General features: G+C 70.4%; 16 protein-coding genes. 8 read left to right on the forward strand and 8 right to left on the reverse strand.

The annotated features are described in order from the left end of the window. The first annotated feature begins 26 nt into the window (after positions 1-26). The 3 genes from QNO21_RS08525 to QNO21_RS08535 are packed head-to-tail and all read left to right on the forward strand — an operon-like array spanning position 27 to position 3,083. Positions 27-1,421 carry a class II fumarate hydratase gene (locus QNO21_RS08525; RefSeq protein ID WP_257519328.1) on the forward strand — a complete coding sequence of 465 codons (1,395 nt, stop codon included), beginning with the start codon at positions 27-29 and terminating at the stop codon, positions 1,419-1,421. A 10-nt stretch (positions 1,422-1,431) separates the two neighbouring features. Beyond that, the gene (locus QNO21_RS08530) at positions 1,432-2,433 is read left to right on the forward strand and encodes a sensor histidine kinase (RefSeq protein ID WP_257519249.1); all 1,002 of its coding nucleotides are present in this window, start codon (positions 1,432-1,434) and stop codon (positions 2,431-2,433) included. Next, positions 2,430-3,083, forward strand: a complete 654-nt coding sequence (locus QNO21_RS08535) for a response regulator transcription factor (RefSeq protein ID WP_257519250.1) — start codon at positions 2,430-2,432, stop codon at positions 3,081-3,083. Before QNO21_RS08530 ends, QNO21_RS08535 begins: the two co-directional genes overlap by 4 nt. A 171-nt stretch (positions 3,084-3,254) precedes the next feature. Here QNO21_RS08535 and phoH2 read toward each other — a convergent pair whose 3' ends face one another. From phoH2 to QNO21_RS08550, 3 genes are all read right to left on the reverse strand, one after another. Beyond that, positions 3,255-4,607, reverse strand: coding sequence for an RNA 5'-3' helicase PhoH2 (gene phoH2, locus QNO21_RS08540; RefSeq protein ID WP_257519251.1), 1,353 nt, complete (start codon positions 4,605-4,607; stop codon positions 3,255-3,257). 180 nt (positions 4,608-4,787) lie between these two features. Next, a complete protein-coding gene (locus QNO21_RS08545; protein WP_257519252.1) occupies positions 4,788-5,906 on the reverse strand; it encodes an aminotransferase class V-fold PLP-dependent enzyme in 1,119 nt (372 codons plus the stop codon). 36 nt (positions 5,907-5,942) lie between these two features. Beyond that, the gene (locus QNO21_RS08550; protein WP_502883127.1) at positions 5,943-6,734 is read right to left on the reverse strand and encodes an isoprenyl transferase; all 792 of its coding nucleotides are present in this window, start codon (positions 6,732-6,734) and stop codon (positions 5,943-5,945) included. A 102-nt stretch (positions 6,735-6,836) separates the two neighbouring features. On the opposite strand from QNO21_RS08550, the gene trhA reads away from it, so the two are divergent. Further along, on the forward strand, positions 6,837-7,529 hold the full coding sequence (gene trhA, locus QNO21_RS08555) for a PAQR family membrane homeostasis protein TrhA (protein ID WP_257519254.1): 693 nt from the start codon (positions 6,837-6,839) through the stop codon (positions 7,527-7,529). On the opposite strand, the gene QNO21_RS08560 is transcribed toward trhA, so the two are convergent. After that, positions 7,530-7,793 (reverse strand): hypothetical protein, encoded by a 264-nt coding sequence (locus QNO21_RS08560; RefSeq protein WP_257515727.1) that lies wholly within the window; start codon positions 7,791-7,793, stop codon positions 7,530-7,532. Between the two features lie 66 nt (positions 7,794-7,859). Between QNO21_RS08560 and QNO21_RS08565 the strand changes: the two genes are divergently transcribed. Together QNO21_RS08565 and greA are read left to right on the forward strand one after the other, a co-directional pair. After that, positions 7,860-8,255: a DUF4307 domain-containing protein gene (locus QNO21_RS08565; RefSeq protein WP_257515726.1), complete on the forward strand. Its 396-nt coding sequence runs from the start codon at positions 7,860-7,862 to the stop codon at positions 8,253-8,255. An 87-nt stretch (positions 8,256-8,342) separates the two neighbouring features. After that, complete coding sequence (gene greA / locus QNO21_RS08570) at positions 8,343-8,834, forward strand: transcription elongation factor GreA (protein ID WP_257515725.1); 492 nt, start codon at positions 8,343-8,345, stop codon at positions 8,832-8,834. A 9-nt stretch (positions 8,835-8,843) separates the two neighbouring features. Here greA and ilvA read toward each other — a convergent pair whose 3' ends face one another. Together ilvA and QNO21_RS08580 are read right to left on the reverse strand one after the other, a co-directional pair. After that, positions 8,844-10,070, reverse strand: a complete 1,227-nt coding sequence (ilvA, locus tag QNO21_RS08575; protein WP_257516980.1) for a threonine ammonia-lyase — start codon at positions 10,068-10,070, stop codon at positions 8,844-8,846. Beyond that, entirely contained in the window at positions 10,067-11,257 is a 1,191-nt protein-coding gene (locus tag QNO21_RS08580) for an AI-2E family transporter (RefSeq protein ID WP_257516979.1), read from the reverse strand. The genes ilvA and QNO21_RS08580 overlap by 4 nt, the downstream gene beginning before the upstream one ends. 88 nt (positions 11,258-11,345) lie before the next feature. Between QNO21_RS08580 and QNO21_RS08585 the strand changes: the two genes are divergently transcribed. Further along, positions 11,346-12,638: a winged helix-turn-helix domain-containing protein gene (locus tag QNO21_RS08585; RefSeq protein ID WP_257519255.1), complete on the forward strand. Its 1,293-nt coding sequence runs from the start codon at positions 11,346-11,348 to the stop codon at positions 12,636-12,638. Then, entirely contained in the window at positions 12,635-13,567 is a 933-nt protein-coding gene (locus QNO21_RS08590; RefSeq protein ID WP_257519256.1) for a hypothetical protein, read from the forward strand. Before QNO21_RS08585 ends, QNO21_RS08590 begins: the two co-directional genes overlap by 4 nt. 24 nt (positions 13,568-13,591) lie before the next feature. Here QNO21_RS08590 and QNO21_RS08595 read toward each other — a convergent pair whose 3' ends face one another. Continuing rightward, the gene (locus QNO21_RS08595) at positions 13,592-14,665 is read right to left on the reverse strand and encodes a DNA glycosylase AlkZ-like family protein (protein ID WP_257519257.1); all 1,074 of its coding nucleotides are present in this window, start codon (positions 14,663-14,665) and stop codon (positions 13,592-13,594) included. Position 14,666: 1 nt separating this feature from the next. After that, entirely contained in the window at positions 14,667-15,554 is an 888-nt protein-coding gene (locus QNO21_RS08600) for a M48 family metalloprotease (RefSeq protein ID WP_257519258.1), read from the reverse strand. Between the last annotated feature and the right edge of the window lie 25 nt (positions 15,555-15,579).

Below are 15,579 nucleotides of genomic sequence, written 5' to 3' on the forward strand. Positions count from 1 at the left end.
AGCAAGGAAACGAGGACGTGACCGTCATGGCAGAGACCGAGTACCGCATCGAGCACGACACCATGGGCGAGGTGCGGGTGCCCAAGAACGCGCTGTACGCCGCGCAGACCCAGCGTGCCGTGGAGAACTTCCCGATCTCCGGCACCGGCCTCGAGTCGACCCAGATCGCCGCGCTCGCCCGCGTGAAGAAGGCCGCGGCGTTGGCCAACAAGCAGCTCGGCACCCTCGACGGCGCCATCGCCGACGCGATCGCCGCCGCCGCCGACGAGGTCATCACCGGCCGGCACGACGCCCACTTCCCCGTGGACACGTACCAGACCGGCAGCGGCACCTCGTCGAACATGAACATGAACGAGGTGCTGGCGACCCTTGCGACCGCCAAGCTCGGCTCCCCCGTTCACCCCAACGACCACGTCAACGCCTCGCAGTCGTCGAACGACGTGTTCCCCACCTCGGTGCACATCGCCGTCACCCAGGCGCTCATCGACGACCTCATCCCCGCTCTGGACCACCTCGCCGTCGCGCTCGAGGCCAAGGCGGAGCTCTGGAAGGACGCGGTCAAGTCCGGTCGCACGCACCTGATGGATGCCACCCCCGTGACCCTGGGCCAGGAGTTCGGCGGCTACGCCCGCCAGATCCGCCTCGGCATCGAGCGCGTGCAGGCGGTGCTCCCCCGTGTGGGCGAGGTCCCGCTCGGCGGCACCGCCGTCGGCACCGGCATCAACACACCCCTCGGATTCCCGCAGCAGGTCATCGCGCTGCTGGCCGCCGAGACGGAGCTGCCGATCACCGAGGCCAAGGACCACTTCGAGGCACAGGCCAACCGCGACGCCCTCGTCGAGGCATCCGGGGCCCTGCGCACGATCGCGGTGTCGCTGACGAAGATCAACAACGACCTGCGGTGGATGGGCTCCGGCCCCAACACGGGTCTCGGCGAGCTGCACATCCCCGATCTGCAGCCCGGCTCGTCGATCATGCCCGGCAAGGTGAACCCCGTCGTTCCCGAGGCGACCCTCATGGTGTGCGCGCGTGTGATCGGCAACGACGCAACCGTCGCCTGGGCGGGTGCGTCGGGATCGTTCGAGCTCAACGTGGCGATCCCGGTGATGGGCACGGCACTGCTGGAGTCGATCCGACTGCTCTCCAACGCCATGCGGGTGCTGGCCGACAAGACGATCGACGGGCTTCAGGCGAACCTCGGGCGCGCCGCCGCCTTCGCCGGCATGTCGCCGTCGATCGTGACGCCGCTGAACAAGCTCATCGGGTACGAGGCGGCGGCCAAGATCGCCAAGCACGCCGTCGCAGAGGGCATCACCGTGCGCGAGGCCGTCATCGGCCTCGGCTACGTCGAGCGGGGTGAGATCACCGAGGAGCAGCTCGATGAGAAACTCGACCTGCTGTCAATGACCCGCCCTGGTTGATAATCGGAGGGTGAACCGCACGCCACGGCAGGGCCGCGCGCAGCGCCGCACCCTGGGCATCACGCTCGGAGTGGCATCGGCTGGATTCGTGATGGCCGGCGCCGTCACCGCCGCCGTCCTTGCGCTCGGATCCGACCTGCCCCCCGAGCGGGTGCTTCTCGGCGGAGCGGTCTACCTGCTCGCAGCCCTGCTCGCGGTCGGTGTGCTCGCTGTGGCGTACTGGCTGGCTGCGCAGCCGGCGGCGTCCGGCGCCGGCGCCGGCGAAGGCGATGCGGCGGAGCGGTGGGAGGCGTCGTTCGAGACGCAGCGTCAGCTGCTCGACGATGTGCGGCACGAGTTGAAGACCCCGATCACGATTGTGCGCGGCCATCTCGAGACGATGAACGTCGACGACGCCGCCGATGTCACCGCTGTGCGCGACATCGGCATCGGGGAGCTTGACCGCATGACACGGCTCGTGAACGACATCGATCTGCTGGCATCGGTGGACGGCGACTCTTTCAGCTTTTCGGTCGTCGACCTCGGCGCCCTCACCCAGCGGGTGGGAGAGTTGGTGTCGGTGATCCCCCACCACGACTGGCACATCGAGACCGCCGCGTCCGGGCGCATCAGAGCCGACTGTGACCGGCTGCTGCAGGCATGGCTGCAGCTGGCCGACAACGCCGCCAAGTACACCCCTGAGGGAGCCCCCATCGAGATCGGCAGTTCTCTGCACGCCAGTGGAGCGCAGCTGTGGGTGCGCGATCACGGGCCGGGAATCCCGCCGGCAGCCCGGCACCGCATCTTCCGACGATTCGACCGTAACGTCGGCAAGCGCAGCGTCGGCGGATCAGGGCTGGGCCTGGCGATCGTCGACACGATCGCACGCGCACACGGCGGTCATTGCACGGTCGCCGACACACCGGGTGGCGGCGCGACGTTCACGATAGCCGTACCTTTGGGGACGGGGGCAGCCGCGCCCGCGCCCGTGCGCGCGGGCGATGTGGTGCTGCAGAGAGAGGCAAGCGCATGACGCGCATCCTGGTGGTCGACGACGAGCCGCACATCGCGGCGCTGCTCAGTCGCGCCCTCACGGCCGAGGGCCATAGCGTCGACGTGGCCGAGAACGGCCCCGACGCGCTCGCACGGGCCACCGATCCCGGTGTGGATCTCGTGCTGCTCGACGTCGGGCTCCCCGGCATGGACGGCATCGAGGTGCTGCGTCGCCTGCGCGCGCTCGGATCGACGGTACCCGTCATCATCCTGACGGCCCGCTCGGGCACGCGTGACACCGTCGACGGCCTGGATGCCGGGGCCAACGACTACGTGCCGAAGCCGTTCGTCGTCGCCGAGCTGCTCGCGCGCGTGCGGTCCCGGCTGCGGGAGAGCGCGGCGGCGGCCGGCGTGATCACCCACGGCGACGTCACCCTCGACGTGCTGGCGCGCCGCGCGACGGTCGGCGGCCGCGAGGTGGACCTCTCCGCCCGCGAGTTCGCCCTCGCCGAGCAGTTCCTGCGCCACGCCGGCGACGTCCTCAGCCGTGAGGCGCTGCTCAGCCGCGTGTGGGGCATGGACTTCGATCCGGGCTCGAACGTCGTGGACGTGTACGTGAGATACCTGCGAGCCAAGTTCGGTGCGCACCACATCGCCACCGTGCGCGGCTCCGGCTACCGCTGGGAGTGACTGCCGCCTCCCACAGCGAGAACCCCCGGGGCGGAATGCGCCGGGGGTTCTCGTGAGGCGAAGCTGGGGGTCTTCGCGCTAGCCGCTTAGGCGGTAGTTCTATGTTCGCCCATGCCGGTTCGTATGGGAATGCCCGGCCATGAGATTGTTCTCATGGTGCCCCATCCGGCATCAACTCGATTCGCCGGCCTCGAGCAGCTCGGTGACCAGCGCGGCGATGGCCGACCGCTCAGAACGCGTGAGCGTGACGTGTCCGAACAGGGCGTGACCCTTGAGCGTCTCGATCACGGATGCGATGCCGTCGTGGCGCCCCACCCGCAGGTTGTCCCGCTGGCCCACGTCGTGGGTGAGGACCACCCGCGAGTTCTGGCCCATACGGCTGAGCACGGTGAGCAGCACGTTGCGTTCCAGAGACTGTGCCTCATCGACGATGACGAAGGCGTCGTGCAGCGATCGTCCTCGGATGTGGGTCAGCGGCAGCACCTCGAGCAGGCCTCGGGCGATGACTTCTTCCACGACGTTTCCCGAGACGATCGAACCGAGCGTGTCGAAGACCGCCTGACCCCAGGGGTTCATCTTCTCCTGCGCATCGCCGGGAAGGTAGCCGAGCTCCTGCCCGCCCACGGCGAACAACGGGCGGAACACCACGATCCGCTTCTGCTGTTGACGCTCGAGCACCGCCTCCAGTCCGGCGCAGAGCGCCAGTGCCGACTTGCCTGTGCCGGCACGGCCGCCCAGCGACACGATGCCCACCTCCGGGTCCAGCAGCAGATCGATCGCGATGCGCTGCTCTGCCGAACGCCCGTGAAGCCCGAACACCTCGCGGTCGCCGCGTACGAGGCGGTACCCCCCGTCGCCGGTGACCCGTCCGAGAGCCGATCCCCGCTCGGAGTGGATGATCAGCCCGGTGTTCACCGGCAGGCCGGTGACGGTGTCGGCGGCGGCGACCTCGCTCTCGTAGAGGTCGCTGATCTCATCCCCCGAAACGTCGATGCTGGCCACGCCCGTCCACCCGGAGTCCACCGCCTGCTCGGCGAGGTATTCCTCCGCAGGGATGCCGAGCGAGGCGGCCTTGACCCGCATGGGGAGGTCCTTGGACACCACCGTCACCTCCTGGCCGTTCTGCGCGAGGTGCATCGCCACAGCGAGGATGCGGGTGTCGTTGTCGCCCAGCCGCAGGCCCGCGGGAAGCACGCCGGGATCGGTGTTGGCGAGGTCTACGCGCAGCGTCCCCCCGGCGCCGACGGCGACGGGGAAGTCCAGCCGCCCGTGCTCGATCCGCAACTCGTCGAGATGCCGCAGCGCCTGACGGGCGAAGTACCCCAGCTCAGGGTCGTGGCGTTTGCCCTCCAGCTCGGTGATGACCGTGACGGGAATCACGACCGAGTGCTCCGCAAAACGGAAGAACGCCCGCGGATCGCTGAGCAGCACCGACGTGTCGAGCACATAGGTGCGAAGATCCTGGTCCGCGGTGACGTCGTTCTCGATCCGGCCCTGCTGCGCGTGTGGTGCTCGTGTGGTCACAACCCACTCCCGACCCGGGTGCTCACCCGGCAGTCACGAGTCGACCGAGGGGTCACGGGTCGCGATCTCCGGCCGACCCGAACGGGCGCCTTGCCCGCTGGCATCACGGTACGTCCAGGCCCCCGACCCCGCGCTGTCCGACACGCCCGAGATGTGTGACCGTCAGGTGACATCTGCGTTTCAGCGCATGCGCGTGCCGGCGAACTCGGCCAGCGCGCCTTCGAGCAGTCGAAGCGAGTCTTCGCCGGTCCCCGCGTGCGCGGCCATGCGCACGAACCCCGACCGCAGCGAGGCCGCGACACCGTGATTGGCCAGCGCTGCCGCCAGAGGTGCCGTGTCGCCGGGCTCGGGCGCGAGCGACACGATGCCCGCATGGCGATAGGCCTCGCGGGGTGTCACCACCGTCAAGTCGAACCGCTCGGCGACGGCAGCGATCTCGCGGGCGCGCTGGCGCACCAGGTCGGCGACCTCGGACACACCGGCATCTCGGATATCGCGGACAGCCGTCGCGAGCCGAGCCGTCGCGAGGTGGTCGGGCTCGGTGACCGTGTACGCCTGCGCGCCGGGCACCGGCGAGGGAACCGGGAAGGCGCCCAGCGCGCCCCCCATGCCGGCGAACCCCGAGAGCACGGGCGTGAGGCGCTCGAGCGCCCGGTCCGAGAAAGAGGCGAAGCCCGTCCCGCGCCCGGCGCGGAGCCACTTGTACCCGTTGCCGCACACGACGTCTGCGACGTCCCACTGCTCGTCGACCACGCCGAACGCCTGGATGGCGTCGACGATGAGGAGGCGATCGCCGATGACGTCGCGGAGCCCAGCCAGATCTGCCCGGTAGCCGGTGCGGTAGTCCACGGCGCTGACAGCCAGGGCGGTGACATCGTCCGTGAGCGCCGCGCGCACGGCATCCGGGGTCACCAGGGTGTCCGGGGTCTCGAGCCAGCGCGGGGTCGCTCCCCCGAGCGCCGCGGCCCGCTCGGCCGCGACGCTGAGGCTCGGAAACTCGTGGCGGGAGACGACCACGGCGCCGGTGAGCCCGAACAGGGCCTGCATCAGTCCGTGCGTCGTCGAGGGCTGCAGCGTCACGTGGTCGGCCGTGGTGGCGAGAAGCTCGGCCAGCAGCGCGCGCGCCTCATCGGCGCGACCGGCGACGAGGTCGATGCCGCTCGTGCGCCCCGAGCCCAGAAGCTCCGCATCGGCGTGTGCTTCGGCGCGCACGGACGGGGACAGCGGGCCGAACTTCGCCCAGTCGAGGTACCCCGGCTCCGCATCGAAGGTATCCAGATAGGACTGCAACCCGGTCACGGTTCCATTCTCTCACGGTGACCGCGACGGGTCGGGCTAGCCTCCGAAACGTCGGTCCCGCGTTGCGTAGTCGCGGATGGCACGCAGAAAGTCGACTTCGCGCAGGTCAGGCCCGAGCGCCTCGACGAAGTAGAACTCGCTGTGGGCGGACTGCCACAAAAGGAAGTCGCTCAGTCGCTGCTCGCCCGACGTGCGGATCACGAGGTCGGGATCGGGCTGTCCGCCGGTGTACAGATGCTCGCCGATCTGCTCGGGGGTGAGGCTCGCGGCGAGCTCTTCCAGCGAGCCGCCCTGCTCGTCGTGCTTGGAGATGATGCGGCGCACCGCGTCCACGATCTCGGAGCGCCCCCCGTAGCCCACCGCGAGGTTCACGTGCAGGCCGGTGTTGTCCCGGGTGCGCGCCTCGACATCTGCCAGGACGCGGGCGAGCTCCGGCGGCAGCAGATCGGTGCGACCCACCGGGCGCACCCGCCAGCCCGGTTCGTGCGACAGCTCCTCGGCCAGCTCCGCAATGATCTCGATGAGATCTGCGAGCTCCCGGGAGTCGCGCTTCTGCAGGTTGTCGGTGGACAGCAGGTACAGCGAGACGACGGGGATGCCGAGGTCGTCGCACCAACGCAGGAACTCGTGCATCTTCGCTGCGCCCGCCCGGTGCCCCTGCGCTGCCGACGCGTAGCCCAGCTGCCGCGCCCAGCGGCGGTTGCCGTCGATCATCATGGCGACGTGGTTCGGCACGGTCGCTCCCGCCAGCTGTCGGCGCAGACGCGCGATGTACAGCCGATAGAGCAGGCCGCGCCCCTGGTTCGTCCCGCCGGTCGTCACGGTCATACGCTAGCGCGCCCGGCGGGATGGATCATGTGCGGCCATCGGCATGCAGGCGCGCGTAGGGTGGAAATCGTGTCGCGACGTACCGAATCCGAGGGCGCTGACATGCCCGAACTGCCCCTCATCGACGCTGCCGCCGTCAGCGGCCACGTCGAGCTGAAGCCGACCTGGCGCGGCTGGCTGCACGCCGCCACCTTCCCCGTGGCCATCGTCGCGGGGATCGTGCTCATCTCGGCGGCGCAGGGCGCTCCGGCCAAGTGGGCCTCAGCGGTCTTCATGGCCACCTCGCTGCTGCTGTTCGGCAACTCCGCGCTGTACCACCGCTTCCACTGGAAGCCGCGTACGCTCGCGGTACTCAAGCGCATCGACCACGCGAACATCCTGCTGCTGATCGCCGGGACCTACACCCCCATCGCCGTGCTCGCGCTTCCGACGCCGAAGACCGTGCTGTTGCTGTCCCTGGTGTGGGGCGGCGCGCTGCTCGGCATCCTCTTCCGCGTCTTCTGGATCGACGCACCCCGCTGGCTCTACGTGGCCCTGTACCTCGTACTCGGATGGGCCGCGGTGATGTACCTGGGCGACCTTCTCGCCGCCAATGTGGCCATGATGGTGCTGGTCGTCGTCGGCGGACTGCTCTACACCGCCGGCGCGATCGTCTACGGCATGAAGAAGCCGAACCCGTGGCCCGGCCACTTCGGCTTCCACGAGATCTTCCACGCCTGCACAGTGCTGGCATTCCTCTGCCACTGGACGGCGTGCCTGCTCATCGCACTGCATCCGGCCTTCCACCGCGGCTGATCAGCGCGTGGGCGGAGTACCCGTGCTGTCGTCGCGGTCGGAACGCTGCTCCTCGGCGTCGAGCTCTTCGCGGATCTCGGAGCGATACCGGCCGCGGCGGACGCGCCGCAGCATGTCCCAGACGAGCACGATCACCGCGAGGGCGATGAAGGCGATCGCGGCGAACCCCCAGGGTCCGGGGGTCACGAGATCCGGATCGACGGTCGATTCGGGGGTCGGCACAGACGCCGCCATCAGCGTGAGGGCGTCGATCACAGACAGCATGGAGAACCTCGTTCCGCGCCGGAGCGCCTAACCTTGATTCAAGCCTAATCTCCCGGAGACCCACCCATGACGACGCAGCAGTTCCTCGACGAGCGCTACGGCCGGCGCACCTCACGCCGCCGCACCCGCGCGTGGTGGATCATCGTCGCGGCCGTCGCCGTGAGCGCCACCGTCGCGCTGGGCTGGAGCACGGTGGCCACCAGCATGTCGTCCGTCGATGTGGATGCCACGGCGTACTCCGTCGTCGACGAGCACACCGTGACCGTCACCTTCCAGGTCGTGGCACCCGTCGACGGAACCGTCGCGTGCGCCCTGGAGGCCCAGGACGAAGAGCACGGCGTGGTCGGCTGGCGCGTCGTGGAGATGCCGCTCGAGGCCGGCCGCATCCAGGTGTTCACCGAGAAGATCCCGACCACCGCCGAGGCCACGACAGGTTTGGTGAACTCCTGCTGGTTCGCGTAGTCTGCTGTGAACGCATCGCGCCCCGGCTGTCGCCGGGGCGTTTGGCTTAGGCCCGAGCGCCACCACCGCCCCACGAAGGAGACCGCCGTGTCCACCGACGCCCCCGAGACGTTCCTCACGCAGGATGCCTACGACCGTCTCGTCGCCGAACTCGAGCACCTGTCGACCACCGGGCGCGAGGAGATCGCGAAGCGCATCGAATCCGCGCGCGAAGAAGGCGATCTGAAGGAGAACGGCGGCTACCACGCTGCCAAGGACGAGCAGGGCAAGCAGGAGGCGCGCATCCGCACGCTGCAGCACCTTCTGAAGAACGCCAAGGTCGGCACCGCCCCGCAGTCCACCGGGGTCGTCGAGCCCGGCACCGTCATCACCGCCGTTGTCGCCGGGGGCGAAGAAGTCTTCCTCCTGGGCAACCGCGAGATCGCCGCCAACTCCGAGCTGGATGTCTACAGCGAGGCGTCGCCGCTCGGCTCCGCCATCCTGGGGCTGAAGGAGGGCGACTCCACGTCGTACACCGCCCCCAACGGCCGCCAGATCAGCGTCGAGGTCGTCAAGGTGGAGACCTACACCGGGCAGTGAGCCGCCAGATCAGTCCTTGACGATGGCCGGCGCGTAGCCGGCATCCGTCAGGGTCTGGATGACGAGCGCGCGGTGCTCCGCGCCCCGCGTCTCGACGCTCAGCTGAAGGATCACCTCGCTGATCTGCAGCCCCTGTCCGTGGCGGGTGTGCAGCACCTCGATGACGTTCGCCCCGGCGATGGCCAGAAGCTCCGAGACCCGTGCGAGCTGCCCTGGCCGGTCGGGAAGCGGGATCTGCAGGGTCATGTAGCGTCCGGATGCCGCGAGTCCGTGGGCGACGACGCGCTGCAGCAGCAGCGGGTCGATGTTGCCGCCCGAGAGCACCACAGCGGTGGGACCCGAGGCCTGCACCTTGCCGGCGAGGATCGCGGCCACTCCGGCGGCGCCCGCCGGCTCGACCACCTGCTTGGCGCGCTCCAGCAGCACCAGCAGGGCTCGGGCGATGTCGTCGTCGCTGACGGTGACGACCTCGTCCACCAGATCCCGGATGATGGCGAAGGGCACGTCACCGGGGCGCGCGACGGCGATGCCGTCGGCGATGGTCGGCGTGGTGGGGACCACCAGCGGACGGCCCGCCTCGAGCGACGACGGGTAGGCGGCGGAGTTCTGCGCCTGCACGCCGATGATCCGCACCGCGCGGCCTTCAGCGGCGGCTCGGGCCTTCACGGCCGCGGCGATCCCCGCCACAAGGCCTCCCCCGCCGATACCGACGATGACCGTCTCGAGCTCGGGGATCTCGTCCCACAGCTCCAGTCCCAGCGTTCCCTGCCCGATGATCACATCGCGGTGGTCGAACGGATGGATGAGCACCGCTCCGGTGCGCTCGGCGTACTCCGCCGCCAGACGCAGCGGGGTCTCGACGGTCTCGCCCTCGAGGATCACCTCGGCGCCGTAGCCACGCGTGGCCAGGAGCTTGGGCACGGGCACCCCGAGCGGCATGAAGATGGTCGCAGGAATCCCCAGCTTCTGGGCCGCCAGCGCAACGCCCTGGGCATGGTTGCCGGCCGACGCGGCCACCACGCCGCGCGAGCGCTCCTCGGCGGTGAGCCGCGACAACCGGTAGGTCGCCCCGCGGATCTTGAAGGAGCCGGTGCGCTGGAGGTTCTCGAGCTTCAGGTGCACGGGGGCCCCGAGCACGTCGCTGAGATGCTCGGAGTCCTCGAGGGGCGTTCGCACGATGACGCCGCGCAGCGCCTCGGCGGCGTCCTCGAACTCCGCCAGGGTGGGGGTGGTCACGCGGGGTTCCTCCAGTCGCGGGGCACAGTGCTCCAGATGAGATCGTCGGGACGCGGCCTGGCGCCGGTCTCCCAGCCTCGGCGCGCCAGGTAGACCCAGACGACGTTGACGAATGCGGCCAGCGGCACGGCGAACAGTGCGCCCGGGATGCCACCGATCATCGCACCGCCGGCGACGACCAGAACGACGGCCAGGGGGTGCACCTTGACGGCGGAGCCCATCAGCAGCGGCTGCAGCACGTGGCCTTCCAGCTGCTGCACCCCGAGCACGACGATCAGCATCCAGAACGCGATCCAGGGGCCGTTGTAGACAAGGGCGAGGAAGACGGCGACGGCTCCGGTGAGCACGGCCCCGACGAAGGGCACGAAGGCTCCCAGGAACACCAGCACGGCGATGGGGATCGCCAGGGGCACACCGAGCAGGAACGCGCCCAGTCCGATGCCGATCGCGTCGATCGTCGCGACGAGCAGCTGGGTCCGCGCGTAGTTGATGACGGTGACCCACCCGGCGCGGCCGGCGCCGTCGACGGCCGCGCGTGCGCGCTCAGGGAACAGGCGCACCGTCCAGCGCCAGATGCCGGCACCGTCGGCGAGGATGCACAGCAGGATGAAGAGGGCCAGCAGCGTGCCGGTGGCCACGTGTCCCACGGTGCTGCCGATGGCGAGGGCGCCCGAGAGCAGCAGCTCCGCCTGCTGCTCCATCAGCGTCGCGCCCTGGGTGAGCAGGTCATCGATCTGCTGGGCAGTCAGGTGGAGGGGGCCGTCGATGAGGTACCGCCGGAAGTCGTTCAGCGCCGCGGATGTGCGCCCCTGCACCGATCCCAGATCGCGGGTGATCTGCCACACCGCCAGCCACAGCAGACCGCCGATCACCGCGATCGTGCCGAGCACCGAGATGACGATGGCCAGCCAGCGCGGGAACCGGTAACGCAGCATGAGGGAGAAGCCCGGCCACACCAGCGCGCTGACGAGGATCGCGACCAGCAGCGGGATCACGAGCAGCTTCAGCTGGATGACGAGCCAGATCGCGACCCCGATCGCGGCCGCGAGCACGAGGAAGCGCCACGCGTAGGCCGTCGCCACGCGCAGCGGGTGCGGCACGACGGTGGCGACGTCGCCTGGCGCGTTGCGCCGCCGCACCGCATCGAAGAACGCGGTGCGCGGCTTGTCATCGGGGGTGCCGGTCACCACGTCATTCTAGAGTCGCCGGCGCGCCGTTCCCTCCCCCGTGACGGCGCACGCGGCGATGTCCGAGGCGTTCGGTAGGCTCGCCGCCGTGACGACGAGCACCGCAGCACAGCGCCCACGTGATCTCAGTCGCGGCGAGGCTCGTCGTATCGCGCTGGCCGCCCAGGGCTTCGCGCGCCCGCGACCCGAAACCGTCGGCACCCGGCAGCTGAATCTCGCGCTGACGCGCATGGCGACGCTGCAGATCGACTCCGTCAACGTCTTCGCGCGTTCCCACTACCTGCCGCTCTTCTCGCGTCTGGGCCCGTACGATCCGGCGCTGCTCGATCGGCTGCTGTTCTCGCCCGGCGGTCGCTACACCGAGTCCTGGGCCCATATGGCGTCGTTCATCCCCACCGCCGATTGGGGGCTCTTCGCCTTCCGCCACGCGGCCGCACGCGAACGGTACCTGCGCCGCGACGCGGCCTGGTTCCGCGAGCATGGCGGAGTCGTCGACGAGGTGCGCGCACAGCTGGCCGCCCGCGGGCCGCTGCGGCCTGCGCAGATCGACCACGCGTCACGGGTGGGCGGCCGGGGCCCCTGGTGGGACTGGGACGTTGTCAAGAACGCACTGGAGTACCTGTTCCTCTTCGGCGAGGTCGCCATCGCCGGCAGGCGCGGCTTCGAGCGCCGCTACGGGCTGACCGCCGACGTCATCCCCGAAGCTGCCCGCGCGCCGGTCCCGCGCGCCGACGCGATCCGCGAGCTGGTCGGGCGGGCGGCCGCCGCTTACGGAGTGGCGACGGCCGCCGACCTCGCAGACTACTGGCGCGTCGCCGACCGCGCCGCCGTGCTGCGGGCCGTCGGCGAGCTCGTCGACGCGGGCGTCCTGCGACCGGTGACGGTGGAGGGGTGGGAGTCGGCGGGCAGGCCGGCGAACGCGTGGCTGCATCGGGATGCCGCACTCCCCCGCCGTGTCGATGCCACTGCCCTCCTCACCCCGTTCGATCCGCTGGTGTGGTTCCGGGAGCGTGCCGAGCGTCTGTTCGGCTTCGACTACCGCATCGAGATCTACACGCCCGCACACAAGCGACGCTTCGGGTACTACTCGCTCCCGGTCCTCATCGGCGACGACGTCGTGGCGCGCGTCGACCTCAAGGCCGACCGGCAACGCTCGACGCTCCTGGTGCAGTCCGCCTGGTGGGAACACGGCCGGCCTCCCCAGGCCGCCGACCGGCTGGCGGCCGAGCTGCGCGCAGCGGCCCGCTGGCAGGGGCTCGAAGACCTCTCGGTGGGCCGGTGGGGTGACGCCGCCGACGGGCTGGCCGCCGCACTGGGAGGCGCGGCGCGACACGACCGCACGCTCGCACCGTCCTCGCCCGCCGTTACCGTGGAGGAGTGAAACGCACCACCGTCATCGCGATCGTCGCGGCATCCGCCGTGCTCGTCGTCGCCCTGGCGGCTCTGGCCTGGAACCTCGCGCGGCCCGGCTCGGCCGATGACGCGGCCGAGCGCTACCTGCGCGCACTCGCAGCCGGTGATGCCGATGCGATGCGCTCGTTGCTGCCGCAGGACGCGCCGGCCGACACGCTGCTGGCGACGTTCGCGGCTGCCGACGCGTACGTGCAGGAACCCGAGATCACCGACAGCGAACCCGACGGCGAGGTGAGGACCTACCGGGCCTCCGTGCGGCTGCAGGGCGACGCCACGACGATCCGCTTCGCGCTGACCGATGACTCCGGAAGCTGGACGCTCACGGACGATTCCCTCGCGGTGATCGAGACGACCACGACGCTGGGCGAGGCGGTCGCCATCGGCGAGACGGTGCTGTCGCTGCGCACCGACGGCGCGCAGGGTGCCGACGGTGCGCTCACCCTCCTGCCCGCCGTCTACACGGCGCAGGCGGCACCCACCGACTTCCTCGACGGCGACGCGACGTTCGCCGCCATCACCGATCACTCCGCACCGGTCTTCATCGATGCGCTGCTCGCCCCGGATGCCGCGACGCGCGCTCAGCCGCAGCTGGACGCGTACCTCGACGGCTGCGCCCAGGCGACGACCGAGGTGCCTCCGCGCTGCGGACTCGCGATCCCCTGGGCCGCCGACCTGGTGGAGCTCACGGGGCTGAACCTGCGCATCGAGGCGTATCCCGCGCTCTCGATCGATCCCGCGACGCTGTCGTTCATCGCGACCGACGGCGTCGTCGTCGCCACCGCTGTGGGCGTGGACCAGGGCGGCGCCACCGTATCGGCGACGTACCGCACCGACGCCTGGACCGTGCGCGGCGCCCTGACGTTCACCGAGGGGCAGGCATTGCTGACGGTCTTCTGAGGCCCGTCGGGTTCTCGGCGACGCTCATTCCCAGCCCCGCAGCTCCAGGCCCAGCCACTCCGCGAGCGTCTCGACCTCCGTGGCCACCGCCGCACGCGCCTCGTCGTCGAAGCCGTCGTCCTCGTGCACCGCGTTGATCTGGAGCAGACCCGCGCGTCGGTCGGCGCGCGCATCCAGCTTTCCCACGAACCGGTCGCCGTGCAGGATGGGCAGCGCGAAGTAGCCCCACCGCCGGGTGGATGCCGGCTTGTACATCTCCAGCAGGTACTCGTAGCCGAAGAGCGTCTGCAGCCGGCCCCGGTCGGCGACGAGGGCATCCAGGGGCGAGACGAGCACGGTGCGCCCGGTGAACACCGCGGAATCCGCGAGCATCTCGGCATCCACCCGCCACGTCCCTTCGGTGCCCTCGACGACGGCGGCGGTGCCCACCTCGGCGTCGGGGCCCTTCGCCCGCGCGATGCCCTGCGCGGCCAGGCGCCTCTCGGCGAGCTCCCGCACCGCGTCGGGCTCGTCGACGTCGGGAAGGTCCGCCGGGTACACCCGCTCGGCGACGTCGAACAGCCGTCCCTTCGCGTCGCGCCCCCACACCGCCACGTCGCCGCGGGCGAGGAGGATCTCGAGCATCTGCGTCGTGTTGCGACTATGGGTCCATCCCGTGGACGTCCACGACACCTGCGCACCGTCGGGGATCTCCGCCGCGTGCAGCGGCCCCTCTGCGCGCAGCCGATCGATCACATCGCGACGGAACCCGTCGTTGGCCACCAGCCAGTCCCGCGTGCGCGGGTACTCGGGCCGGCGGGCCATGGCTGCCCGGTACAGCGGCAGGTCGGACATCACGCGGTAGGCCGTGTCGAACTCGAAGAGGTCCCGGTCGACCTCCACCGCCTGCCTCAGGTCGGACAGCTGGTAGGGCCAGCCCAGACGGCTGTAGAGGATGTGGTCCGCGCTCGGCATGACCGCGGCGGTCGGGTCGACCGTCACTGCGGTCAGGGCGTACACCGTCTCGACGATGCCGGCCGGGCGGGGCTCGCTCAGCAGCTGGGCCCGCACCGCCACACGGCGCGCGTCGCGCCGCGACAGCCGCAGCGGGGCGGGCATGTCAGAACCGTCCGCCGATCGTCTGCAGGCGCTCGATGCGCTCCGGCAGGGGCGGGTGGGTGGCGAAGAGCCGGGTCATCCCGCCCGGGCGCAGGGGGTCGGCCAGCCAGAGGTGTGCCATCGACGTGTTGGCGCGCTGCAGGGGCTGCGCCGCATTGCCGATCTTCTCCAACGCGGATGCCAGCCCGTCGGGGTCGCGCGTCGTGAGCGCCCCCGTGGCGTCGGCCAGGTACTCGCGCTGCCGCGAGATCGACGCCTGCACGACGGCTGCCACGAGTGGCGAGATGACGGCGGCGACGATGCCGAAGAGGAGGAAGATCAGCTGGGACTGGTTGTTGCCGCCCCGCCTGCCGCCGCCGAAGAACGCCATGCGCATCACGATGTCCGACAGGGCCCCCACTGCGACGACGAGGCCGAACACGACGAGCGAGACGCGGATGTCGTAGTTGCGGATGTGGGCGAGCTCGTGCGCGAGCACGCCTTCCAGCTCGCGATCCGTCAGCAGCTCGAACAGCCCCGTCGTGACCGTGATCGCGGCCTTGTCGGGCGTGCGCCCGGTGGCGAAGGCGTTGGGGGCCGGATCGTCGACGACGTAGAGCCTCGGCATGGGGGTGCCGGTGGTGATGCAGAGGTTCTCGACGATGCGGTGAAAGCGCGGGGCGTCGGCCTGAGACACCTCCACCGCTCCCGACAGCGCGAGGGCCTCGCGGTCGGCGGCGAAGTACTGCACCGTGGCGTAGCCCACGGCGAACACCAGCACGAACGCGGTGATCCACCAGTTGTTCCCCGCCAGCCAGCCGGCGAGTACTCCCACCGCGGCAATCGCCAGCACGAAGCCGATCAGGATCAGCCATGTGTTGCGCTTGTTGCGGGCTATCGCGGAGTACACGGCGCGTTCGCCTCAACGTGCGTGG

Source organism: Microbacterium sp. zg-Y818 (assembly GCF_030246905.1).
GTDB lineage: Bacteria > Actinomycetota > Actinomycetes > Actinomycetales > Microbacteriaceae > Microbacterium.